Origin of the sequence: Rhodoplanes sp. SY1 (assembly GCF_046000175.1) — a bacterium.
GTDB lineage: Bacteria > Pseudomonadota > Alphaproteobacteria > Rhizobiales > Xanthobacteraceae > Rhodoplanes.
This window is the reverse complement of sequence record NZ_JBEOMB010000032.1, coordinates 40323-64441: the sequence shown is the minus strand read 5'-3', so window position 1 is coordinate 64441 and position 24119 is coordinate 40323. Positions and strand designations below refer to the sequence as shown.

General features: G+C 70.7%; 23 protein-coding genes. 12 read left to right on the top strand and 11 right to left on the bottom strand.

Annotation, left to right across the window (positions count from 1 at the left end; all coding sequences use genetic code 11):
- Positions 1 to 55: 55 nt before the first annotated feature.
- From ABTU92_RS09810 to ABTU92_RS09765, 10 genes are all read left to right on the top strand, one after another.
- A complete protein-coding gene (locus tag ABTU92_RS09810) occupies positions 56 to 550 on the top strand; it encodes a DUF721 domain-containing protein (RefSeq protein ID WP_408090051.1) in 495 nt (164 codons plus the stop codon).
- Between the two features lie 136 nt (positions 551 to 686).
- Positions 687 to 1361, top strand: a complete 675-nt coding sequence (locus ABTU92_RS09805; protein WP_408090049.1) for a DsbA family protein — start codon at positions 687 to 689, stop codon at positions 1359 to 1361.
- A gap of 252 nt (positions 1362 to 1613) precedes the next feature.
- A complete protein-coding gene (gene smc / locus ABTU92_RS09800) occupies positions 1614 to 5081 on the top strand; it encodes a chromosome segregation protein SMC (protein WP_408090047.1) in 3468 nt (1155 codons plus the stop codon).
- 354 nt (positions 5082 to 5435) lie between these two features.
- Positions 5436 to 5972 (top strand): hypothetical protein, encoded by a 537-nt coding sequence (locus tag ABTU92_RS09795; protein ID WP_408090045.1) that lies wholly within the window; start codon positions 5436 to 5438, stop codon positions 5970 to 5972.
- 231 nt (positions 5973 to 6203) lie between these two features.
- Positions 6204 to 6773: a LemA family protein gene (locus ABTU92_RS09790; RefSeq protein WP_408090043.1), complete on the top strand. Its 570-nt coding sequence runs from the start codon at positions 6204 to 6206 to the stop codon at positions 6771 to 6773.
- Between the two features lie 254 nt (positions 6774 to 7027).
- Positions 7028 to 8275 carry a M48 family metallopeptidase gene (locus ABTU92_RS09785; protein WP_408090041.1) on the top strand — a complete coding sequence of 416 codons (1248 nt, stop codon included), beginning with the start codon at positions 7028 to 7030 and terminating at the stop codon, positions 8273 to 8275.
- 113 nt (positions 8276 to 8388) lie between these two features.
- Positions 8389 to 9144 (top strand): hypothetical protein, encoded by a 756-nt coding sequence (locus ABTU92_RS09780; RefSeq protein WP_408090039.1) that lies wholly within the window; start codon positions 8389 to 8391, stop codon positions 9142 to 9144.
- A gap of 375 nt (positions 9145 to 9519) precedes the next feature.
- On the top strand, positions 9520 to 10620 hold the full coding sequence (locus tag ABTU92_RS09775) for a quinone-dependent dihydroorotate dehydrogenase (RefSeq protein WP_408090037.1): 1101 nt from the start codon (positions 9520 to 9522) through the stop codon (positions 10618 to 10620).
- Between the two features lie 80 nt (positions 10621 to 10700).
- Complete coding sequence (locus ABTU92_RS09770) at positions 10701 to 10955, top strand: type II toxin-antitoxin system VapB family antitoxin (protein WP_408090035.1); 255 nt, start codon at positions 10701 to 10703, stop codon at positions 10953 to 10955.
- Positions 10956 to 11360: a type II toxin-antitoxin system VapC family toxin gene (locus ABTU92_RS09765; protein ID WP_408090033.1), complete on the top strand. Its 405-nt coding sequence runs from the start codon at positions 10956 to 10958 to the stop codon at positions 11358 to 11360.
- A gap of 6 nt (positions 11361 to 11366) precedes the next feature.
- On the opposite strand, the gene ABTU92_RS09760 is transcribed toward ABTU92_RS09765, so the two are convergent.
- The 11 genes from ABTU92_RS09760 to rpsA form a co-directional block, all read right to left on the bottom strand.
- On the bottom strand, positions 11367 to 12689 hold the full coding sequence (locus ABTU92_RS09760; protein WP_408090031.1) for a bifunctional folylpolyglutamate synthase/dihydrofolate synthase: 1323 nt from the start codon (positions 12687 to 12689) through the stop codon (positions 11367 to 11369).
- 190 nt (positions 12690 to 12879) lie between these two features.
- Positions 12880 to 13803 (bottom strand): acetyl-CoA carboxylase, carboxyltransferase subunit beta, encoded by a 924-nt coding sequence (gene accD / locus ABTU92_RS09755; RefSeq protein ID WP_408090079.1) that lies wholly within the window; start codon positions 13801 to 13803, stop codon positions 12880 to 12882.
- Between the two features lie 20 nt (positions 13804 to 13823).
- Positions 13824 to 14663, bottom strand: a complete 840-nt coding sequence (gene trpA / locus ABTU92_RS09750) for a tryptophan synthase subunit alpha (RefSeq protein WP_408090029.1) — start codon at positions 14661 to 14663, stop codon at positions 13824 to 13826.
- Positions 14660 to 15880 carry a tryptophan synthase subunit beta gene (gene trpB, locus ABTU92_RS09745; RefSeq protein WP_408090027.1) on the bottom strand — a complete coding sequence of 407 codons (1221 nt, stop codon included), beginning with the start codon at positions 15878 to 15880 and terminating at the stop codon, positions 14660 to 14662. The genes trpA and trpB overlap by 4 nt, the downstream gene beginning before the upstream one ends.
- A gap of 186 nt (positions 15881 to 16066) precedes the next feature.
- Positions 16067 to 16744, bottom strand: coding sequence for a phosphoribosylanthranilate isomerase (locus ABTU92_RS09740; RefSeq protein WP_408090025.1), 678 nt, complete (start codon positions 16742 to 16744; stop codon positions 16067 to 16069).
- A 13-nt stretch (positions 16745 to 16757) separates the two neighbouring features.
- Positions 16758 to 17123 carry a DUF86 domain-containing protein gene (locus ABTU92_RS09735; protein ID WP_408090023.1) on the bottom strand — a complete coding sequence of 122 codons (366 nt, stop codon included), beginning with the start codon at positions 17121 to 17123 and terminating at the stop codon, positions 16758 to 16760.
- Positions 17120 to 17413: a hypothetical protein gene (locus tag ABTU92_RS09730; RefSeq protein WP_408090021.1), complete on the bottom strand. Its 294-nt coding sequence runs from the start codon at positions 17411 to 17413 to the stop codon at positions 17120 to 17122. The genes ABTU92_RS09735 and ABTU92_RS09730 overlap by 4 nt, the downstream gene beginning before the upstream one ends.
- Positions 17414 to 17556: 143 nt before the next feature.
- Positions 17557 to 17919 carry a LapA family protein gene (locus ABTU92_RS09725; protein WP_408090019.1) on the bottom strand — a complete coding sequence of 121 codons (363 nt, stop codon included), beginning with the start codon at positions 17917 to 17919 and terminating at the stop codon, positions 17557 to 17559.
- A 96-nt stretch (positions 17920 to 18015) separates the two neighbouring features.
- Positions 18016 to 18312 (bottom strand): integration host factor subunit beta, encoded by a 297-nt coding sequence (gene ihfB, locus ABTU92_RS09720; protein ID WP_111357548.1) that lies wholly within the window; start codon positions 18310 to 18312, stop codon positions 18016 to 18018.
- Between the two features lie 119 nt (positions 18313 to 18431).
- Complete coding sequence (gene sppA / locus ABTU92_RS09715; RefSeq protein ID WP_408090017.1) at positions 18432 to 19421, bottom strand: signal peptide peptidase SppA; 990 nt, start codon at positions 19419 to 19421, stop codon at positions 18432 to 18434.
- 300 nt (positions 19422 to 19721) lie between these two features.
- On the bottom strand, positions 19722 to 21431 hold the full coding sequence (gene rpsA, locus ABTU92_RS09710; RefSeq protein WP_111359828.1) for a 30S ribosomal protein S1: 1710 nt from the start codon (positions 21429 to 21431) through the stop codon (positions 19722 to 19724).
- A 503-nt stretch (positions 21432 to 21934) separates the two neighbouring features.
- On the opposite strand from rpsA, the gene ABTU92_RS09705 reads away from it, so the two are divergent.
- Positions 21935 to 22819, top strand: coding sequence for a transglutaminase N-terminal domain-containing protein (locus ABTU92_RS09705; RefSeq protein ID WP_408090015.1), 885 nt, complete (start codon positions 21935 to 21937; stop codon positions 22817 to 22819).
- 366 nt (positions 22820 to 23185) lie between these two features.
- On the top strand, positions 23186 to 23992 hold the full coding sequence (locus ABTU92_RS09700; RefSeq protein WP_408090013.1) for a transglutaminase-like domain-containing protein: 807 nt from the start codon (positions 23186 to 23188) through the stop codon (positions 23990 to 23992).
- The last annotated feature ends 127 nt before the right edge of the window (positions 23993 to 24119 follow it).

Sequence of the window (24119 nt, the reverse complement as noted above, 5' to 3'; positions counted from 1 at the left end):
TGTGGCAGAGCCGGACGCCCCGAACAAGCCGTCCCGCGCCCGAGAGCCTACGCCAATGTCCTTCAAGCCGGCCCGGTCGCGGGCCCGACCGCTCGCCGACCTCGTCGGCCCGGCCCTGACGCCGGCCTTCCAGCGGCGCGGCTTCGCCGCCACCGAGATCGTCACCCACTGGGACGACATCGTCGGGGCCGAGGTCGCGAGCATCGCCGAGCCGATGAAGATCGAGTGGCCGCGCCGGCGCGACGGCGCGCCCGGCGACGCGGTGCAGGAGCCCGCCACCCTGGTGCTGCGGGTCGAAGGGCCGGCCGCCATCGAGGTGCAGCACATGGCCGGCGTCATCGTCGGCCGCGTCAACCAGTTCTTCGGCTGGCCGGCGGTCGGGCGGCTCGCGCTGCGGCAGGCGCCGCTGCAACGCCGCAAGACCAAGACGCCGCGTCGGGGACCGGACCCGCAGGCCGTCGCCGCCGCGGCCGCGGCCCTGCCCCCGGTCGCCGACCAGGGTCTTCGCGATGCGCTCGCCCGCCTCGGCGCTGCCGTGAAGCGGGGCTGACGTCCGCTCGCCCACGGCCCCGCCGCCGGCGGCCCGGATCAACCGGACGTGAATGGGCGGTCTCGCCACAAATCCGCACCAACATTGCGCTTTCGGTGCAGACTCGATAGCTCACCCCCGCGGTTCCGGACGAGCCGTGCCATTTCCGTCGAAGCCGAAGAGGAAGACCGTGCCCGTCACCCGCCGCCAAGTCGTCACCAGCGCCACCTGCCTCGTCGCCGCCGCGGCCCTCGGCGTTCCCGTCGCGGCCCGCGCGGCCGACACGGTCGACGTCGCCGAGCTGATGAAGCCGAGCCCCCTCGGTGACGTCTGGATCGGCAAGGAGGACGCCCCCGTCACGATCGTCGAGTACGCCTCGATGACGTGCTCGCACTGCGCCCATTTCGCCCGCGACGTGCTGCCCAAGATCAAGGAGCGCTACATCGACACCGGCAAGGTGCGGTACGTCCTGCGCGAGTTCCCGCTCGACCCCCTCGCCGCCGGCGCCTTCATGCTGGCGCGCTGCAGCGGCGACGACAAGTACTACCCGATCGTCGACTCGCTGTTCTCGCAGTTCAACAAGTGGGTCGTGCAGAACCCGATCCCGCCGCTGCGCGAGATCTCCAAGCAGTTCGGCTACACCCAGCAGTCGTTCGATGCCTGCCTGCAGAACCAGGCCCTGCTCGACAAGCTGGAGGAGGTCCGCAAGCGCGGCTCGCAGGCCTTCAACGTGCAGTCGACGCCGACCTTCTTCGTCAACGGCGAGCGCGTCGTCGGTGCCCTGCCGCTGGAGGAATTCGCCAAGGTCATCGACAAGTATCTGAAGGCCTGACAACGACTTCGCCTCGCCCCGCCGGTGCGGGGCGAGGCGACGGCGCGCCGTTTGGGCCGCCCGCGGCGGTGGACAAGCCGCCCGCCCCTGTTGCGTTCGCGGCCGCGATCGATTCATTCTCCGGCCCGATGCGGCAGACCTCGACCCCACAGGGCCCGGGCCCTCTTTTCACGCGCGCGGCGGCGATGCCGTCCAGCACCGCCGAAGCCATGCGTCCTGCACGATGCGTCCTGCGGGGGGAGCACTCCTGACATGATGTTCAAGCGGCTGCGCCTGATCGGCTTCAAGTCCTTCGTGGAGCCGACAGACTTCGTCATCGAGCCGGGCCTCACCGGGGTCGTCGGCCCGAACGGCTGCGGCAAGTCGAACCTCGTCGAGGCGCTGCGCTGGGTGATGGGCGAGGCGTCGCACAAGGCGATGCGCGCCGCCGACATGAACGACGTGATCTTCTCCGGAAATCACAAGCGCCCGGCCCGCAACACCGCCGAGGTGTCGATCCTGATCGACAACGGCACTCGCACGGCGCCGGCGCAGTTCAACGGCGACGACACGCTCGAGGTGTCGCGCCGCATCGAGCGCGAGCAGGGCTCGCTCTATCGCGTCAACGGCCGCGAGGTGCGGGCCCGCGACGTGCAGATTCTGTTCGCCGACGCCTCGTCGGGCTCGCGCTCGCCGGCGCTCGTCCACCAGGGCCGCATCGGCGAGATCATCCAGGCCAAGCCCGAGCAGCGCCGCCGCGTGCTGGAGGAGGCCGCCGGCATCTCCGGCCTGCACGCCCGGCGCCACGAGGCCGAGCTGCGCCTGCGCGCCGCCGAGCAGAACCTCACCCGGCTCGAGGACGTGATCGGCCAGCTCGCCCAGCAGATGGAGTCGCTCAAGCGCCAGGCCCGTCAGGCGGTGCGCTACCGCGCCCTGTCGGGCCATGTGCGCAAGGCCGAGGCGACGCTGTTCCATGTCCGCTGGAGCCAGGCCAACGCCGAGGTCGCCGCCGCCGAGGCCGCCAAGGACGAGAGCAGCCGCGCCGTCGTCGAGTTCACGGCCGCGCAGGGCGAGAGCGCCACGGCCCAGGCGCTCGCCGCCGCCGCGCTGCCCGGCCTGCGCAACGCCGAGGCGGAGGCCGCCGCGGCGCTGCAGCGCCTCGTCTCGGCCCGCGACGCCCTCGCCCGCGAGGAGGCGCGCGCCAACGAGCGCATGGCCGAGCTGATCCGGCGCGCCGAGCAGATCGCCCGCGACCGCGATCGCGAGGCCCAGATGCTGGCCGACGCCGACGGCACCATCGCGCGGCTGGAGGCCGAGCGCGAGACGCTGACCGCCGATCTGGAGGCCGCCGCCGAGCGCCGCGCCGAGATCGACGAGCGCGTCGGCGACGCCGACGCAACGGTCGCGGCGACCGAGAAGCGCCTCGCCGAGCTGACCGCCGCGCTCGCCGATGTCGGCGCCCGCCGCCGCCAGCTCGAAAGCGCGATGCGGGCCAACAGCGAGCGCGCGAGCCGCGCCGAGAGCGAGCTCGCGAGCGTCACGGCCGACCTCGACCGGATGATGGCCGAGGCGACCAGCGCCGTCGATCTCGACGCCCTGGCCGAGGCCGTGGAGGCCGCCAACGAGGCGGCGGCGGAAGCCGACGCCGCGTCGGTGCGGGCCGAAGCGGCGCATTCCGCCGCCCGCCAGGCCCTCGACGTCGCCCGCCAGCCGCTCGCCGAGGCCGAGCGCCGCGCCAACCGGCTGGAGACCGAGGCGAAGACCCTCGCCAAAGTCCTGCATGTCGACGCCAAGCAGCTGTGGCCACCCGTCATCGACGCGCTGACCGTCGACAAGGGCTACGAGACGGCACTCGGCGCCGCCCTCGGCGACGACCTCGACGCGCCGGTCGAGCCGACCGCGCCGATCCGCTGGACGCTGGCCGAAGGCGACGGCGCCGATCCGGTCCTGCCGGACGGCGTCGATTCGCTCGCCGCCCATGTCAGCCGGGTGCCCGACGAGCTGAAGCGCCGCCTCGCCCAGATCGGCGTCGTGGCGCGCGCCGACGGGCCGCGGCTCGCCGCCCTCCTCAAGCCCGGCCAGCGCCTCGTCTCGCTCGACGGCGACTTCTGGCGCTGGGACGGGTTTGCGGTCGCGGCTCACGCGCCCACGGGTGCGGCGCGCCGCTTGGCCGAGCGCAACCGCCTCGCCGACATCGAGGGCGAGCTCGCCGTCGCGCGGGCCGAGCTGGAGACCCGCCGAGCCGCCGTCGAGGACGCCCAGGCCGAGGTCCGCGCCGCCGCCGAGCAGGAGGCCGCGAGCCGCTCCGCCCGCCGCGACCTGCAGCGCGCCGCAGACAGCGCGCGCGACCGCCATGCCGCCGCCGAGCGCGAGCTGGGCCGCCTCACCGCCCGCCGGGCCGGGCTGGTCGAGGCGCAGACGCGCCTCGCCGGCACCCGCGACGAGGCCCGGGCCGCCGCCGAGGAGGCCGCCGCGGCGCTCGAATCGCTGGAGCCGACCGACCGGCTGGAGGCGGAGCTGGCCGAGGTGCGGACCCGCGCCGGCATGGAGCGCGCCGCCCAGGCCGAGGCGCGCGCCGCCGCCCAGGCGCTCGCCCGCGAGATCGACCTGACGACGCGCCGGCTCACCACCGTCACGGGCGACATCGAGGCGTGGCGGAACCGCAAGCAGAACGCCGGCGGCCAGATCGAGACGCTCGAGGCGCGCCTCGCCGAGACCGAGGCGGAGCGCGAGGAGCTGTCCGACGCGCCGGCCCAGTTCGCCCTCAAGCGCCGCGCGCTGATCGGCGAGGTCGAGGCCGCCGAGGCGGCCCGCCGCGAGGCCGCCGACGCGCTCGCCGCCGCCGAGAGCGCCCAGCGCAACGCCGACAAGGCCGCCAACGTGGCGCGCGACGCCATGGCGATGGCGCGCGAGCAGGCGGTGCGGGCCGAGGAGCGCTTCGAGGCGGCCAAGCGGCGGCTCGCCGACGTCGCCCGCGAGATTCACGACGTCCTCGAGGTCGAGCCGACCGCCCTCCTCGCCATCGCCGAGCTGGCGCCCGAGGCCGCCCTGCCCGACCTCGTGCAGGTCGAGGAGAAGCTCGACCGGCTTCGCCGCGAGCGCGAGCGCCTCGGCGCCGTGAACCTGCGCGCCGACGAGGAGCTCAACGAGATCGAGCAGCAGCACACGACGCTGACCACCGAGCGCGAGGATCTGGTCGCCGCCATCAAGCGGCTGCGCCAGGGCATCCAGAGCCTCAACAAGGAGGCGCGCGACCGCCTGGTCGCCTCGTTCCAGGTCGTCAACGAGCACTTCAAGCGGCTGTTCACCAGCCTGTTCGGCGGCGGCACGGCGGAGCTGCAGCTCACCGAGAGCGAGGACCCGCTGGAGGCCGGCCTCGACATCCTGGCGAAGCCGCCCGGCAAGAAGCCGGCGACGCTGTCGCTGCTCTCGGGCGGCGAGCAGGCGCTCACCGCGATGGCACTGATCTTCGCCGTCTTCCTCACCAATCCGGCGCCGATCTGCGTGCTGGACGAGGTCGACGCGCCGCTCGACGATCACAACGTCGATCGCTTCTGCGACCTGCTCGACGAGATGACCAAGTCGACCGACACCCGCTTCGTCGTGATCACCCACAACCCGATCACGATGGCGCGGATGAACCGCCTGTTCGGCGTGACGATGGCGGAGCGCGGCGTCTCCCAGCTCGTCTCGGTCGACCTCGAGGCGGCGAACCGGATCATCGACCAGGCGGTGGCCTGAGCCCGCGTTTGCTCGATTGGTTCTCGGTCATTCCGGGGCGCAGCGAAGCTGCGAACCCGGAATCCAGCGACAGGCTCTGCGGTCCGGGTTGGATTCCGGGTTCGGCGCTGCCGCGCCGCCCCGGAATGACCACTTCGACAACTTCTCGTCGCCTCGTCGCACGTCGCCTCGCCTCGTCTCCAAACATCCGCCGTCCTTTCACGATCCGATGAGCGGCACGTGAGAACCGCACTGTTCAGTGGCGGTTCACGTCATCCTGCGACAGTGTCGCGGGACCAAGCGGGCGAGGTACGAGAACCCTTCGGAGAGCCAAGGACCATGCGTTTCTGGACAACGGGGTTGCGAGGCGGAGTGATGGCCGTGCTGGCCGTCGCGACGATGTTCCTGTTCGTGGGCGTCGGCACGGCCGACGCCCAGCGCGGCTTTCACGGCGGCGGCTTCCGGGGCGGCGGATTCCACGGTGGCGGAATCCGCGGCATAGGCGGTGGCCCTCGCTTCTATGGCGGCGGCGCGCGGTTCTATGGTGGCCCGCGGCTCGTCGGCGGGCCGCGCTTCTATGGCGGCCCCCGGTTCTACGGCGGCGGCCCGCGCTTCTATGCCGGACCACGCATCTATCGGGGCGGCTTCTACCGTCCGGTCGGCATCTACCGTCCCGCCTTCCGTCCCGTCTATGCCGGCTACGGCTGGCGGCGTCCCTACTGGGGTCCGCGGCCCTATTGGGGCTGGCGGCGTCCGTGGGTCGCGCCCGTGGTGGTCGGCGCCGGCTTCTACGGGGCCGGCTACGGCTCGTGCTGGCGCTGGCGTTACACCCCGTGGGGCTGGCGCCGCGTGAACGTGTGCGGCTATCCGGTCGTACCGTACTGGCGGGCGGCCTATCCCTGGGGCTGGTGAGCTGGTTTCGTCCGAGGCCGACCAGTCGTCGATCGCGCGCGAGAGAGCCCTTCGGGGCTCTCTTTTCGTTTCGGGCCGGCGTTGTCCGGGTTGCAGTCGAACCGGACGGGCGTACCGTGCGACCAAGGGGTGGCGCGCCGGGGAGCGCGCGACGGCGCGCGTCCCGGCCCGCCTGCGGCTATACTCGGTCGTTTCCTGAAACCCGGCTCGCACCCCTTCCGGAGCCCTTCCATGTCCACCACCGCCTGGATCGTCCTCGGAGTGATCGTCGTCCTGATCCTCTGGGTGATCACGATCTACAACGGCCTGGTCGCGATGCGTCAGCGCGTCGACCAGTCTTTCGCCGACATCGACGTGCAGCTCAAGCAGCGCCACGACCTGATCCCCAACCTGGTCGAGACCGTGAAAGGCTATGCCAGCCACGAGCGCGGCACCCTCGAGGCCGTGGTCGCGGCCCGCAACCGCGCCATCTCGGTGCAGGGCCAGGGATCCGACCAGCAGGTCGCCGCCGAGAACCAGCTCTCCGGCGCGCTGCGCCAGCTCTTCGCGCTCTCCGAGGCCTATCCGGACCTCAAGGCCAACCAGAACTTCCAGCAGCTCCAGACCGAGCTCTCCGACATCGAGAACAAGCTCGCGGCGGCGCGGCGCTTCTTCAACAACGCGGTGAGCGAGTACAACACCGGCATCCAGCAGTTCCCGGCGGCGCTGTTCGCCGCCTCGCTCGGCTTCCACCCGAAGACGTTCTTCGACGTCGGCGAGGAGCGCAAGACGCTGGAGCAGGCCCCCCAGGTGAAGTTCTGAGCCTGTCAGTCCGGGGCGCGGGTGTGAGCCCGCGCCCACGCTCCTCATGGTGAGGAGCGATCCGAAGGATCGCGTCTCGAACCATGTGGCCGAAGTCAACGCCGTAGCGGCCGCCCTCGCCCTTCGAGACGGCCGCCGTTCAAGTCGGCCCGCCGACTCGGCCTGTTTAGAACCGATCTCGGGCAAGCCCGAGATCGGACGGCCTCCTCAGGGTGAGGGCGGACGAAGCGGCGTACACGAGCAGGTCGAGCGCCATGGCCTACGGGCTCTACACCCACATCGCATCCAACCGGCGGCGCTCGATCGTGCTGCTGGTCGGGCTGTTCGCGCTCGTCTACGTGCTGGTCTATGCCGGCGCGCTCGCCGGCGAGGCGCTGACCACCGATGCGTCGCTGTCCTGGCTGCTGACCAAGGCGTGGCAGGACTTCGTCGTCGCCGTCCCGTTCGCGACGGTCGGCACCGCGATCTGGATCGCCGTCGCGTGGCGCTTTCACCAAGCCATGATCGACGCCGTGACGGGCGGGCACGACGTCACCCGGAAGGACCAGCCGCGCCTCTACAATCTTCTGGAAAACCTGTGCATCTCGCGCGGCATCCCGATGCCGAAGCTCAAGATCGTCGAGAGCGACGCGCTCAACGCCTTCGCCACCGGCCTGAACGAGAAGCAGTACGCCGTCTCGGTGACCACCGGGCTCCTGAACGCCCTCGACGACGCCGAGATCGAGGCGGTGCTGGGCCACGAGCTGACCCACATCCGCAACGGCGACGTCCGCCTGATGGTGATCGCCGTGATCATCGCCGGCGTGATCTCCTTCGTCGCCGAGCTGGTGTTCCGGGTCGGCCTGCGGATGCGCTGGAGCGGCGGCTCGCGGTCGAGCTCGGATGGCAACCGCGGCAAGGGCGGGGGTGCCGCGGCGATCATGATCGCGATCGTGCTGGTCGCGCTGGCCTGGTTCCTCTCCTCGCTGATCCGCTTCGCGCTGTCGCGCTCGCGCGAGTATCTGGCCGACGCCGGCGCCGTCGAGCTGACCAAGAACCCCGACGCGATGATCTCGGCGCTGCGAAAAATCGAGGGCCGCGGCGAGCTGGAAGGCGCCACCTCGGCCGTGATGGAGCTGTGCGTCGACAACCCGCGCCAGGGCTTTGCCGACCTGTTCGCCACCCATCCACCCGTCGACGCCCGCGTCGCGGCGCTGGTCAAGTTCGCCGGCGGCCACGATCCCGGCCCGATCGCCCTGCCGGCCCCCGGCGAGGAGGCCTTGCCGGACGCGGCCGGCGAGGCCGCCGGCGACCTGCCCGGCGAGGCCCGGCAAGGCGAGGCCCGGCATGGTCCCTGGGGCGACGCCCCCGACGCCCCCGACGGCCCGGCCGCGCCGGCCCCCGGCGGCACGCCCTCCGGCGGCACCGCAGCACCGCCGCCGCCATTCCCCGCGCCCTTGCCCGGACCGGGCAACGGACAGAATCCGTTCCCGATTCCGGGACCGTGGGGGCCGCGACGCTGAGTCCGACCGCCTCCCGTGGATGACGGCGCGGGATCCGGACCTTCCGACATGCGCGCGCGACCGGGCTGGCGTAACCTGCGGGCAGTGATTCGCTCTATCCCGGAAGGATCGTCATGGCGAGCCCGGCCGTCGTGCTGGTGGGTGCGGACAAGGGCGGCGTGGGCAAGACGACGGTCGCCCGCACGCTGCTCGACTATCTCTTGGCCCGCAAGCTGCCGACCCGTGCCTTCGACACGGAGTCCCCGAAGGGGACGCTGAAGCGCTTCCATCCCGACATCACCGAGATCGTCGACATCACGACGGTGCCGGACCAGATGCGCATCTTCGACTCGCTGTCGGACGCGCAGGTCACCGTGATCGACGTGCGGGCCGGCCTGCTCAGCCCGACGCTGCGGGCGCTGCGCGACATCGGCTTCACGGACGCGGCGCGAAAAGGCCAGATCAGCCTGACGCTGTTCCACATCCTCGGGCCGTCGATCTCCTCGCTCGAAGAGATCGCCGAGACGGCCGAGCATGTCTCGGGGACCAAGTACCACCTGGTGAAGAACTTCATCAACAACACGTCGTTCTTCGAGTGGGACCAGTCGACCTACGACAACTACTTCAAGCGGCTGCAGGGCGTCTCCGAGATCACCATCCCGAAGCTCAACGAGATGGCGGCCGAGCAGGTCGAGCTCGCCTCGGTGCCGTTCCTCACCTTCGTGGCCAACAAGACCGCCAAGGCCGAGACGGCGAACTACTCGTTCGTGTTGCGGGGTTACGTGCGCTACTGGCTCAGCCACGTCTGGGCCGAGTACGACCGCATCAAGCTGTCCGAGCATCTCGGCCCCCGCGACGTGGTTCCCCTGCGCGCCGGCCAGACCGGCTGAGGCGAACGCCGCTCCGCTTCGTTCGCCTCTCCGCGCGAGCCTCGTGCCCCGGACAAGGCGCAGCAGGCCGCAGGCCTGATGTGCCGCCGAGCCGGTTTCCAAGGGCGGCACGACACGCGCATCCGCGAGCGGCAGACCCAGAGCCTCATCCGGACGCCCTGGGTCCCGGGTCACGGCGCGGTGCGCCGCGCCCGGGACACGAGGCGTTCCGGTGCCGCGGCTTCAATCCGTGGAGAACGCCCCGTGCGGGCCCGCCCGGTGCGGCATCGGCCTTGCATAGTGGCGACCCGGTCGCGATAACGGCGCGCCTGCACCGCGGCGCCGGCCGTCGGGGGGCCGTGGCGGAGGCGACCCGTCGCAACCGCCCGATCGAAGATGCACGATTTCCTCTATCGCCTCGCCCGCCCGGCCCTGAAGCTGCTCGATCCCGAGCAGGCCCACCGGCTCGCCGTCGTCACGCTCCAGCGCGGCCTCCTGCCCGCCAGCGCCTCGGCCGACGACCCGATCCTCGCGACCCGCGTGCTCGGACTCGACTTCGACAATCCGATCGGGCTCGGCGCCGGCTTCGACAAGCACGCCGAGGTGATCGACGCGATGCTCGGCTTCGGCTTCGGCTTCGTCGAGGCCGGCACCGTGACGCCGCAGCCGCAGCCCGGCAACACCGGCCAGCGGCTGTTCCGGCTCGACGAGGACCAGGCGGTGATCAACCGCTTCGGCTTCAACAGCGAGGGCCTGGCGCCCTTCGTCGCCCGCCTGAAGGCGCGCCGCGCCGGCACGCCGCATCGCGGCGTCGTCGGCGCCAATATCGGCAAGAACCGCACGAGCGAGGACGCCGCCGCCGACTACGAGACCTGCCTCGCCGCGGTCGCGCCGCTGGTCGACTACGTGGTCGTCAACGTCTCCTCGCCCAACACGCCCGGCCTGCGCGGCCTGCAGGCGCGCGCCCCGATCGAGGCGCTGATCGGCCGCGTGCTCGCGGCGCGCGACCGCGCGGCCGGCCCCGGCGCTTCGGGCGAGGCGTCTGCGCCGAAGCGGCCGCCGATCCTGATCAAGGTCGGTCCCGATCTCGACGAGGACCAGCTGCGTGACATCGCCGAGGTGACGCTCGACACCGGGCTCGACGGGCTGATCGTCGGCAACACCACGGTGACGCGGCCGCCGACGCTGAAGAGCCGCTGGCGCGACGCCGAGGGCGGGCTCTCGGGCCGCCCGCTGATGGGGCTCGCGACCGACTGCCTGCGCGCCATGTACCGGCTCACCGAAGGCCGCGTGCCGATCATCGGCTGTGGCGGCGTCGCCAGCGGCGAGGACGCTTACGTCAAGATCCGCGCCGGCGCCTCGCTGGTGCAGCTCTACTCGGCGCTGGTGTTCCACGGCCCCGGCTTCGCCGTGACGGTCAAGCGCGACCTCGCGAAGCTCCTGCGCCGCGACGGCTTTGCCAGCGTGACCGAGGCGGTGGGCGCCGATCATCGCTGAGGCGAACCGTCGTCGCGCGGCCTGGTTGCAGGCGCCCGGTCGGCGCCCTATCCTTCCTGTACCGATCGGGAAGGACGCCGGTGACCCTGAACATTCGCAACCCTCGCGCCGACGCGCTCGCCAGACAGATCGCCGAGATCGATCGCACGAGCGTGACCGAAGCCGTGGTCGGGGCCTTGGAGGAGGCGCTCGCGGCGCGGCTCCGGAAGGAAAGCCCGCGGGAGACCGCGCGGAGAATTCTCGAACGGCGCGGCCTCGCTTTCGTGGCGGATCGGAAGCCGGTTCCGCCCGCGGCTTATCACGATCTCGATCACGAGAGAGATGGAGAGCATTGAGTGTTCGTCGACGCCTGCGCGATCGTATCGATGATGGCAGGCGACGACGATGCCGACGCCTACGAGGCGGCCCTGGCGGACGCGACGGCTCCAGTGACTTCGGCGCTCGCCGCCTGGGAGGCCATCATGGTCCTCGCCCGTCCCGACCAGCTGAACTGCCGCTACCGCGACGCCGAGGGCGCGGTAGTAGAATGGCTCGATGCGCGCGGCATCGCTCTCGTCGACACCACCTCGCCGCGCCGCGTCCTCGCGCATGCCGTCGCTGTCGCGGAGAAGCATGGCATCGGCAGGCGTGCGCTCAGCAACTTCGACTGCTTCCATTACGCTTACGCCAAGGATGCGGGCCGGCAGCTCCTCACGCTCGACAAGCTGTTGAGGGAGACGGACGTCGAGACCCGTCCATGACGTTTCTCACCGCGGCGGCGTGCCGTTGGCCGCGAGCACTTCGCCGGCGAGGTAGAGCGAGCCGGTGATCAGGATGCGGGGCGGCGGCTCGAGGTCGAGCGCGCCGACGCGGGCGAGCGCCTCGTCGAGGCTCGCGCAGGCGTCCGCGGCGAGGCCGAGGCCGCGCGCCGTGGCGGCGATCTCCTCGGCTGGCCGGCCCTTGTCCTGATGGATCGGCACCGCGATCAGTCGCAGCGCCAGGCCGAGGAAGTTCTGCAGGAAGCCTTCCACGTCCTTGGTCGACAGCATGCCGACGATCAGCACCAGCGGCCGCGACACGCGCTCTTCCAGATCGCCGAGCGCCGCCGCGACGGCGCGACCGCCCTCGGCGTTGTGGCCGCCGTCGAGCCACAGCTCGCTGCCGGCCGGCGCGCGCGCGACCAGCGTGCCGCCCGCGAGGCGCTGCATGCGGGCCGGCCATTCGGCCCTCACCAGCCCCTCCTCGAAGGCGGCGACCGGCAGGGCGAGGCCGGCCGCCCGCAGCGCCGCGATCGCCGTGCCGGCATTGTCGAACTGATGACGACCGAACAGGCGCGGCGCCGGCAGATCGAGAAGCCCGTCGGCGTCCTGATAGACGAGCCGGCCGCGCTCCTCCGCCGCCATCCACTCCTGCCCGGCGACGAACGGCACGGCGCCCACCGCATCGATGCGCTCGACCAGTACGTCGCGCGCGACGTCGATCTGACGGGCGATCACGGCCGGCACGCCGCGCTTGAAGATGCCGGCCTTCTCGACCGCGATCTTCGCCAACGTGTCGCCGAGGAATTCGATGTGATCCATCGACACGGGCGTGACGACGCTGGCGAGCGGATGGGCGATCACGTTGGTGGCGTCGAGCCGACCGCCGAGCCCGACCTCGAGCAGCAGCACGTCGGCCGGGTGGCGCGCGAACAGCAGAAAGGCCGCCGCCGTCTCGATCTCGAACACCGTGATGGGCGCACCGCCGTTGCGGCGCTCGCAGGTCTCGAAGACCTCGGAGAGCTCCTCGTTCGATACCAGCTCGCCGCCGCCCTCGCGGCCGAGCCGGAAGCGCTCGTTGACGCGCACCAGATTGGGCGAGGTGTAGACGTGAACGCGCTTGCCCGCCGCCTCCAGCATGGCGCGCATGAAGGCGACCGTGGAGCCCTTGCCGTTGGTGCCGGCGACGTGGATCACGGGCGGCAGGCGGCGCTCCGGGTGATCGAGCGCGGCGAGCATCCGCCACATGCGGTCGAGCGTCAGATCGATGCGGCGCGGATGGAGCGCGAGCAGGCGCGCCAGAATCGCGTCCATGGGGGCGGGCGAGGTCATGACGCCGGCCGCTCGCGCGGAAGCGGCTGGGCACCGCCTTGCTCCTCATGGTGAGGAGCGCTCCGCGGGAGCGCGTCTCGAACCATGCGGCCCCGATCGACAACGACGGGGGCCGCCCTCGCCCTTCGAGACGCCGCCTTCGGCGGCTCCTCAGGGTGAGGGCGGAGAGAGAGAGTCGCGATCCCTGCGATCACGCCGCCGGCTCGGGCGCCGGAGCGGCCTGCTGATCGGCGACGGCCGGCAGGTTGTTCGGCGGCTCGGGCGCCGGCTGCTTGGTGAGCAGGCGGCAGATCCGCGCGATGGTGGTGCGCATCTCGTGGCGATGCACTACCATGTCGACCATGCCGTGGGCCTTAAGATACTCGGCCTTCTGGAAGCCGTCGGGCAGCCGCTCGCGGATCGTCTGCTCGATGACGCGCGGGCCGGCGAAGCCGATCAGCGCGCCGGGCTCGGCGATGTGGACGTCGCCCAGCATCGCGTAGGAGGCCGTCACGCCGCCCGTCGTCGGGTTGGTCAGCACGACGATGTAGGGCTTGCGCACCTCGCGCAGCCGCTGCACCGCGACCGTGGTGCGCGGCATCTGCATCAGCGAGAGAATGCCCTCCTGCATGCGGGCGCCGCCCGACGAGACGAACAGGACGAACGGCGTCAGCTTGTCGATCGCGGTCTCGATACCGGCGACGATCGCCTCGCCGGCCGCCATGCCGAGCGAGCCGCCCATGAAGTCGAACTCCTGGACGCCGATCACCACGGGCTGGCCTTCCAGCTTGCCGTAGCCGAGCTTCACCGCATCGCCGAGACCGGTCTTGGCACGGGCGTCCTTCAGGCGGTCGGTGTAGCGGCGCGCATCGCGGAACTTCAGCGGATCGGCCGGCACGGCCGGCACGCCGACGTCGAACCAGGTCTCGCCGTCGAACATCGCCTTGAGGCGCGCGGTGGCGCCCATGCGCATGTGATAGTTCGAGCCCGGGATGACGAACTGGTTCGCCTCGACGTCCTTGTAGAAGACGAGCTGGCCGGTCTCCGGGCACTTGATCCAGAGATTCTCCGGCACCTCGCGGCGATTGAGGAAGCTGCGGATCTTCGGACGGACGACGTTCGAGATCCAGTTCATCGACGTGATGTCCATATCACCTACTCCGCGGCCGGACGCCGCGCGCTGCGCACGCCGGAGGCGAGCTCGCGCACCAGCCCGGCGGCAGCCTGGACGGTCGCGACCGTCGCGGCATCGTTGCTGTCGAGAGACGACTTGATCGCGGCGACCAGCGCCGAGCCGACCACCACGGCGTCGGCCCCTTGCGCGATCGCGAGCGCGTCGTCGGCGGTGCGCACGCCGAAGCCGACCGCGACCGGCAGCGGCGTCCTCGCCTTGATGGACGCGACGGCGCGGCCGACCGCGGCGAAGTCCGGCTTCGCCGTGCCGGTCACGCCGGTGATCGAGACGTAGTAGAGAAAGCCCGACGTGTTGGCGAGCACGGCCGGCATGCGGGCCGCGTCGGTGGTCGGCGTGAGCAGACGCACGAAGTTGATGCCGGCCTTCACGGCCGGCACGCACAGCTCGTCGTCCTCCTCGGGCGGCAGATCCACCACGATGAGCCCGTCGACGCCGGCCGCCTTCGCTTCGGCGAGGAAGCGATCGACGCCGTGCACGTAGATCGGGTTGAAGTAGCCCATCAGCACGATCGGGGTCGCGTCGTCGGTCTCACGAAAGGCGCGGACCAGATCGAGGGTCTTCGCCAGCGTCTGCCCTTTCGCGAGGGCGCGCTGCGACGAGGCCTGGATGGTCGGGCCGTCCGACATCGGATCGGAGAACGGCATGCCGAGCTCGATCACGTCGGCGCCGGCGGCCGGCAGCGCCTTCAGGATGGCGAGCGACGTCGCGGGATCGGGATCGCCGGCCGTGACGAAGGTCACGAGCCCGGCCCGGCCCTCGCGCTTGAGCGCCGCGAAGCGCGTGTCGATGCGGGTGGTCACAGCTTGCCCCCCAGGTGGCGCGCGACGGCGTCCAGATCCTTGTCGCCGCGGCCGGAGAGGTTGACGATCATCAGGTGGTCCTTGGGCTTCGTCGGCGCGATCTCGATCGCCTTGGCGAGCGCGTGGGCGGGCTCGAGCGCCGGGATGATGCCCTCGAGGCGCGAGCACAGCTTGAAGGCGTCGAGCGCCTCGTCGTCGGTCGCCGCGAGGTAGCTCACCCGGCCGACATCGGCGAGCCAGGCGTGCTCCGGGCCGACGCCCGGATAATCGAGCCCGGCCGAGATCGAGTGCGCCTCGTCGATCTGCCCGTCGGCGTCCATCAGGAGATAGGTGCGGTTGCCGTGCAGCACGCCCGGCCGGCCGCCCGTGATCGAGGCGGCGTGCTTGCCGGTCATGACGCCGTGCCCGGCCGCCTCGACGCCGTAGATCTCGACCGTCTCGTCGTCGAGGAACGGATGGAACAGGCCCATGGCGTTGGAGCCGCCGCCGATGCAGGCGACGAGCGAGTCCGGCAGGCGGCCCTCGGCCTCCTGCATCTGCGCCTTCGCCTCGATGCCGATGATCGACTGGAAGTCGCGCACCATCATCGGATAGGGGTGCGGACCGGCGACCGTGCCGATGCAGTAGAACGTGTCGGCGACATTGGTGACCCAGTCGCGCAGCGCCTCGTTCATGGCGTCCTTGAGCGTGGACGAGCCCGACGTGACGGGCCGCACCTCGGCGCCGAGCGCCTTCATGCGCAGCACGTTGGGCTGCTGCCGGTCGATGTCGACGGCGCCCATGTAGACGATGCAGTCGAGCCCGAATTTGGCGCACAGCGTGGCCGTCGCGACGCCGTGCATGCCGGCGCCGGTCTCGGCGATGATCCGCTTCTTGCCCATGCGCACCGCCAGCATGATCTGGCCGAGCACGTTGTTCACCTTGTGAGCGCCGGTGTGGTTGAGGTCCTCGCGCTTGAGGTAGATCTTCGCGCCGCCGAGATGGGCGGTCATCCGCTCGGCGAAATAGAGCGGCGACGGGCGGCCCACATAGGTCGCGAGATGGCCGTCCATGGTGCGCTTGAACGCCGGGTCGGCCTTGGCGGCCGTGTAGGCGGCCTCCAGCTCCAGCACGAGCGGCATCAGCGTCTCGGCGACGAAGCGCCCGCCATAGAGGCCGAAATGGCCGCGCTCGTCGGGCCCGGTCCGGAACGAGTTGGGTTTTTGGACGATGGTCATGCGGGTCCTGCGGATGCGGGGCCTGACGCGGCAGGGCCCGACGAAGCTCGGTTGCGCGCCGGTGCGCCGTGGGGAGCAGGCGTCCGCGGACCGCGCAGACCGCCCCGCGCCCGCGCGAGGTCACGCGGCCGTCATGGTCGGCCCCTTGCTAGCACCAAGCCGCCCGTCAGGGGAGAGGCAAACGCGTCACGCCCGCGGCCTTGCGACGGCAGGTGCCGAGGCCGCCGCGGCCCGTGCAGCCCGCACGAAATCCGCGACCTTTTGCGGGTCCTTGTCGCCCGGCGCCCGCTCGACCCCGGACGAGACGTCGACGGCCGGCGCCCGGGTGATCCGCAGCGCCTCGGCGACATTGGCGGGGTCGAGGCCGCCGGACAGCATGTGGACGAGGCCGGGATCGAGGTTGTCCAGCAGCCGCCAGTCGAAGGCTTGCCCGAGCCCGCCCGGCCGGGTCGCATCCTTGGGCGGACGGGCGTCGAACAGGATGCGGTCGGCGACCGCCGCATAGGCCGGCACGCGGGCGAGATCGGCGGCCGCGGCGATCCCGAGCGCCTTCATGACCAGGCGGCCGAACCGCTCCTTCACGGCGGCGACCCGCTCCGGCGTCTCCTTGCCGTGGAGCTGGAGCCAGTCGGGATCGAGCGCCGCGACGATGTCGTCCAGCAGCGCGTCGTCGGCGTCGACGGTGAGGGCCACCCGCAGCAGCCGTCCCTTCGCCTGCGCCGCCAAGGTGCGGCCGCGGGCGAGATCGACATGCCGGGGCGACGGCGGGAACACGACGAAGCCGGCCATGTCGGCCCCGGCCGCGACCGTCGCCTCGACCGCCTCCGATGTGGTGAGCCCGCAGATCTTGATCAGGAGGTTCATGGCGATGGCCGGGTCATGGCGATGGCCCTTCGACCAGAGCGATCAGCCTGTCCAAGCTCGCGACCAGCGGGTCGATCCTGTTCACGAGGACGTCGGCGATGAGCTCCAGGTCGATCTGCCAATAGGAATGCACGATGACGTTCCGTAAACCGACGATCGCTTGCCAGGGAATTTCGGGGGCTGCGGTCTTCACCATGGCCGAGACCTTGTTCAAGGCCTCCCCGCCGACGACCAGATCAAACAGGGCGGCGTGAAGCGGCTGCCTGGCTTCGGCCAGGACGTCCGCATCGAGACCGCCGGCGTTCCCCCAGGTGTACAACGCGAAGCTTCGCGCATCCTTCAGTCGGTCGATATCGGAACGGCTTTCGACCGGGCTCATAGGGGTTCGACGAGCCGTGGGAAGTCCACGGCCTCCCTGCCCTTCAGGCCACTGACGAGCACGAGCCCGACCGGACGCCCGAGGAGCTCGGCCAGATCGACCTCGGCCTGCGCCAGACCGAGCAGATCGAGCCCGGGCCGTTTCTCGGCGAGGAACTCCAGCGCGTTGTCGGCGAAGACGTGACCGATGCTGCCACGTGGCAGCAGCCCGAGGATTTTCAGCGGGTGCTTCGCCACGATCGCGGCGACGTGCATGCGCAGGATCGAGCGGTTGATGTCCGGGGCGTTCATGGCACCACCTCACCGACCGAGACCCGGTCCGCAACCGCGCTCGAACCCTCGGCTCCATCCCCGAGATGAGGACGCGCGATCGCTGCCGCAAGCTCACGGCAGCGATCCGGCGAGAACTATGGCCGAAGCGGACCTTCCGTGCCTCACGCGGCCGGGCGCGAGAGGGCGCGGGGCGGCCAGCGGCGGCCTTCGTCCTCGGCGTCGGCGACGCGCTGCTTGAGCTCGGCGATCTCGGCGCGGGCGGAGCCGAGCTCCCACTCGGCGCGGCGCGCGGTGCGGCGCCACTTGCCCTGGTTGAGCCAGGTCGCGACGCCGCCGACCAGGACGCCGAGGGCGACGAGGCCGAGCACCAGCACGAACAGCGGCACCTGCACGGCGTATTTCAGGTCGCCCGGATTGAAGGCGTCGAGCGAGATCGGCACGGTGTGGCGGTTGACCAGCGCCAGCGCGACGATGGCGATCGCCAGCGGCACCAGGACGACGACGGCGATAATCTTGCGGATCATGTCGAAATCACTTTCGATCGAAGTCCAAACGGGTGGCGCGGCCGACCGGATGCCCGGCGGGGCGAGCCGAGAGCGCGCCGCGAAGGCCGCGGCGGATCAGGACTGCGGCGGCTCCGGACGGTTCAGCCGCTCGCGCATCTCCTTGCCGGTCTTGAAGAACGGCACGCATTTCTGGTCGACCTCGACGTGCTGGCCGGTGCGCGGGTTGCGGCCCGTGCGGGCCGGCCGCTCCTTCACCGAGAAGGCGCCGAAGCCGCGCAGCTCGACGCGATCGCCGCGGGCGAGCGCCGCCGTGATCTCGTTGAGGATGGCGTTCACGATGTTCTCGACGTCCCGCTGGTAGAGATGCGGGTTCTGCGCCGCGATGCGCTGGACAAGTTCCGATTTGATCATCTGTCGTTTCCGCCGATCGTCGACGAGACCGGGCCGTCACGGCACCGCCAAATCTCGGCGATGCCCACCCGGAATGCGCGCGGGCGAAAACCGGCTCGTCCGGCCCGCGTCCCGCCGCCCTAGTCAGCCGCCGCAGGGTGCCAAAGCGCCAGCAGACCGTCAAGACTAAGGCGTTCAAAAGATTGAATTGTCCCGGTCCCCACGAGGCTGCGGGCGAGCGGCCCGAGGCCGACCGCCTCGGCCAGCGCGGCGGTGCCGAGATGCAGGAAGGACAGGTCGCCGAGCTTGGGGTCGAGCTTCCAGTCCTTGACCGGCAGCTTGGGGTCGATGCCCTTCTCCTTGGCGAGCCAAGCGACCGCCGTCTCCTCGGTGCCGATGGCGTCGACCAGCTTCAGCTCCACGCCCTGGCGGCCGGTGAACACCCGGCCGTCCGTCACCTTGGCGAGCAGCTCGCCGTCGAGGCCGCGGCGCTCCTTCACCATGGTGCGGAACCAGTCGTAAGAGTCGGCGACCAGGGCCGCGATGGCGGCGCGCGCCTCCGGGCTGGTCGGCTCGAAGCCGTTCGGCGCCGCCTTGAGGGGCGACGACTTCACCTCCTCCATGCGCACCCCGAGGGTCTTCAGGAGATCGGAGACGTTCGGGTACTGGAACAGGACGCCGATCGAGCCGACGATCGAGTTGCCCTGGGCGATGATGTGGTCGCCCGCCATCGCGGCGATGTAGCCGCCCGACGCCGCCATGCCGTCGACGACGATCACGGTCGGCTTCTTCTGGGCGAGCCGGCGCAACGCGGTGTGGAGCTGCTCGGAGCCGGCCGTCGTCCCGCCGGGGCTGTCGATGTGGACGATGACGGCCTTGGCGGCGCTCGCCTTGGACAGCTTCTCCAGCGCCTCGACGCGCTCCTGGTCGTTGCGGATGACGCCCTTGATGCCGATGCGGGCGATCTGGGCCGACCCCACCCCGCCGAGCCCCAGCTCGCCGCGCCCGCGCATCGCCGCCGTCACGGCGACGATGCCGACGACGGCGACCAGCACGGCCAGCACGCGCCAGAAGGTGAGCTTGCGCCGCATGCGGCGGCGGTCGACGAGAGCATCGGTGTCGAGCGACATCGGGAATTCCCTGGTCCGGCCGGCCCGCGCCCTAGCGCGCCGGCGCCGTCTCCCGCAATTATGCACAAATCGGGCGCCCGAAAGGCGGCCGCGACACGAGGGCGCCCCCGAAAATGCGGAACCGGCCGCTTTCGCGGCCGGTTCCTGAACAATTCGTTGATCTCTCCTCGCTGGTCGTTCCGGGCTCGGCTGCGACAGCAGTCGAGACCCGGAACCCAGCCGAGAGCACCGCGCCTGTTGTTGGATTCCGGGTTCGCGGGCTGCGCCCGCGCCCCGGAATGACAACAGTGCAGCGTTCGATCAGTCCTTCTTCTCGTTGGCGCGCTTGAGCGCGGTGCCGAGAATGTCGCCCAGCGTCGCGCCGGAGTCGGACGAGCCGTACTGGGCGATCGCCTCCTTCTCCTCGGCCACCTCGAGCGCCTTGATCGACACCTGCACCTTGTGCGACTTGCGGTCGAACTGGGTGACGCGGGCGTCGACCTTCTGGCCGACCGCGAAGCGGTCGGGGCGCTGCTCGGAGCGGTCGCGGGCGAGTTCGTTGCGCTTGATGAACGCGGCGAGGTCGGTGCCGACGATCTTCACGTCGATGCCGCCTTCCTTCACCTCGGTCACCTCGCAGGTCACCACGGCGCCCTTGCGGACGTCGCCGGCTTCCGCGAAGGGGTCGCCCTCGAGCTGCTTGATGCCGAGCGAGATGCGCTCCTTGTCGACGTCGACGTCGAGGACCTGGGCGCGCACGTGGTCGCCCTTCTTGAACTCCTCGATCACCTGCTCGCCCGGACGCTTCCAGTCGAGGTCGGACAGGTGGACCATGCCGTCGACGTCGCCGTCGAGACCCAGGAACAGGCCGAACTCGGTCTTGTTCTTGACCTCGCCCTCGACCACCGAGCCGGGCGGGTACTTCTCGACGAAGACCTCCCACGGGTTCCGCATGGTCTGCTTGAGGCCGAGCGAGATGCGCCGCTTGACCGGATCGACCTCGAGCACCTGCACCTCGACCTCCTGGGAGGTGGAGACGATCTTGCCCGGGTGGACGTTCTTCTTGGTCCACGACATCTCGGAGACGTGGATGAGGCCCTCGATGCCCGGCTCCAGCTCGACGAACGCACCGTAGTCGGTGATGTTCGTGACGCGGCCGTTGAGCCGCGTGTGGACCGGATACTTCGCCTCGATACCCTGCCACGGATCGGCCTGAAGCTGCTTCATGCCGAGCGAGATGCGGTGGGTCTCGTGGTTGATCTTGATGATCTTGACCTTGACCTGCTGGCCGATGTTCAAGACCTCGGACGGGTGGTTCACACGCCGCCAGGCGATGTCGGTCACGTGCAGCAGGCCGTCGATGCCGCCGAGGTCGACGAACGCACCGTAATCGGTGATGTTCTTGACCACGCCGTCGATGACCTGGCCTTCCTCGAGGTTCTGGACCAGCTCCTGGCGCTGCTCGGCGCGGGTCTCTTCCAGCACGGTGCGGCGCGACACCACGATGTTGCCGCGGCGCCGATCCATCTTCAGGATCTGGAACTGCTGCGGCACGTTCATCAGCGGGGTGACGTCGCGGATCGGGCGGATGTCGACCTGCGAGCGCGGCAGGAAGGCGACGGCGCCGTCGAGATCGACCGTGAAGCCGCCCTTGACCTGGTTGAAGATGACGCCCTGGACCTTCTCGTTGTTCTGGAACGCGCGCTCGAGCTTGCCCCAGCTCTCCTCGCGGCGTGCCTTGTCGCGCGACAGCACGGCCTCGCCGAGCGCGTTCTCGACGCGCTCAAGGTAGACCTCGACGGTGTCGCCGACCTTGACCTCGTTCTGCCGTCCGGGACCCATGAACTCGCGGAGCGCCACGCGCCCCTCGGTCTTCAGCCCGACGTCGATGACCGCGAGATCCTTCTCGATCGCGACGACGGTTCCCTTGATGACGGTGCCTTCGTGCAGGTTGCCCTGCGTGAAGGATTCCTCGAGCATGGCCGCGAAATCTTCGTGAGCGGCGTTCGTGGCGTGAGCGGTCTGAGCCATGTAGTCTCCTGACGGGACAGCCGGCGGGCTGGTGTTGGCGAAACGTCCGCATGACCGCTCGGGCCGAAGGCCCCGTAGCCTTCGGCTGCCACGCCGTCCCTTCCCTCCCGTCATGGGATGGGTCGAGATGCGTGGGCCGGCCCGATCTACCGAGCGGTCGGGACATGCTGAGCCCGGGTGCCGCAGCGTCGAGGCCGCGGGAGCCGGATCGATCCGTCGTGAGGAAAGACGATCCGTTTTCAACGCGACCAGCCGGCCTCGTCCGGCGGCGCCCTCGTGGGAGGCTCCGGACAGGTCGGCGCGGATGCGTCGGCTCGGGGCGCGCATCGAGGTTGTCGGCGGCCCGGACTGCGGCGTCTATATCGTATCCGCCGGGGTCCGAGCAAGGCGTCGCAATCGCCGTGGAAGACGTTAAGTTGTGCGCGCACTGTGCGCTGCAGCGCCGACCGACGCTCGGAGGCGCGAGCGCCGCACCCGACTACCGGAACGAGACCGCCGAGGCCATGACCGTCCTGAAGGTGCGCCACCTCACGACCTACCGGTATCGCAGGCCGGTCGGCTTCGGCGAGCACCGGATGATGTTCCGGCCGCGCGACTCCTACGACCAGCGGCTGATCGAGGCGACGATGACGATCTCGCCGCGGCCGAGCGCGCTGCGCTGGGTGCACGACCCGTTCGGCAACGCCGTGACGCTGGTCCGTTTCGATCGCGACGCCGACGAGCTCGTCTTCGAGAGCCGGATCGCGGTCGAGCACTTCCCCGACCCGATCGACTTCCAGAGCGAGGAGCGGGCCAAGACCTACCCGTTCTCCTACGCGCCCGAAGAGACGCCCGACCTCGCCCCCTACATGGTGCGCCAGTGCCCCGACCCGGATGGCGAGCTGGAGCGCTGGGCGCGGCGGTTCCTCCGCCCCGGTCAGGACACCCCGACCGGCCGGCTGCTGATGACCCTGACGGCGGCGATCGGCGAGAGCTTCGTCTACAACCGGCGCACCGAATCCGGCACCCAGGACCCGCTGACCACCCTGCATCTCGGCCGCGGCACCTGCCGGGACTTCGCCCTGTTCATGATCGAGGCGGTGCGCGCGCTCGGCTTCGCGGCGCGCTTCGTGTCGGGCTATCTCTATGTCCCGACCCGCGACGGGCCGCGCCATCTCGGCGGCGGCTCGACCCATGCCTGGGTCCAGGTCTACCTGCCGGGCGCCGGCTGGGTGGAGTTCGACCCCACCAACGGCATCATCGGCAACCGCGACCTCGTCCGGGTCGCCGTCGCCCGGCTGCCGTCGCAGGCCGTCCCCCTCTCCGGCACGTTCCACGGCAGCGCCGACGACGAGCTCGGCATGACGGTCGAGGTCCAGGTGACGTCGGAGGACCCGGCCGAGGGGTGAACGGATCTCTCTGCCTCCAAGAAGCTCGGAGCCCTGGGCTCACCCCCCTCCCCACCCCTCCCCCACAAGGGGGGAGGGAGCCGGCTGCGGCGGGCCGCCGGGCCGGAGTCAGACGACAAGACGCGCCGACGACGGAACGTGCACTCGGACCGAACCGCGAATGCGCCGAGGTGGCGCCTCCTGCGTCCCTCCCCCCTTGTGGGGGAGGGACAGGGAGGGGGGTGAGCCACGAGCCTGGCGCTCGATGTGGCCAATTCCGCCGTGCCGTCGAGCAGGGCCGAAACATCAACCGCCAGCTCGGCGTTGGCACCCCGCTTGCATTTTCCGTCGAGACGACCGTGCCCCGCTAACCGGAGACCCTGTCGCGTGAAAATCCGTGCCGGCTACGACATCGCCTTCGACTGTCCGCAGCCCACCCCGATGATCCTCCTGGTGTCGGTGCACGCCTCGCGCATCGGCGACCTCCTGAGCCCGCAGCACATCACCTTCGACCCGCCGCTGCCGACCCGCACCTACGAGGACCCGTTCGGCAATGCCTGCACCCGCATCGTCGCGCCGGCCGGCCGGGTGCGGTTCTCCGCCGACTTCCTGGTGGCCGACAGCGGCCGGCCCGACGAGGTGGCTCCCGACGCCCCCCAGGTCGCCGTCCAGGATCTGCCGGACGACACGCTCGTCTACCTGCTCGGCAGCCGCTACTGCGACACCGAGCATCTCGCCGAGCAGGCGTGGTCGCTGTTCGCCGGGACGCCGCCGGGCTGGGCCCGGGTGCAGGCGATCTGCGACTACGTCCACGACCACCTGACCTTCGACTACATGCAGGCGCGCTCGACCCGCACGGCCGCCGAGGGGCATTCCGAGCGGCTCGGCGTCTGCCGCGACTTCGCCCATCTCGCCATCACGTTCTGCCGCTGCATGAACATCCCGGCGCGCTACTGCACCGGCTATCTGGGCGACATCGGCGTGCCGAAGGACCCGCAGCCGATGGATTTTTCCGCCTGGTTCGAGGCCTATCTGGGCGGCCGCTGGTACACGTTCGACGCCCGCCACAACGTGCCGCGCATCGGCCGGATTCTCGTCGCCCGCGGCCGCGACGCGACCGACGTCGCGATCTCGACCTCGTTCGGCCGCGCCGATCTGGCGAACTTCACGGTGATCACCGACGAGGTGGAGTGAGGACCCGAAGCGCCGAGGGTCACCTCCCCCCTTGTGCGGGGAGAGGTCGACGCGCGCAGCGCGGCGGGTGAGGGGGCGTCTCCACACGACGGCCGGCGCCGTTGCCCCTCACCCGACTCGCCGCTTC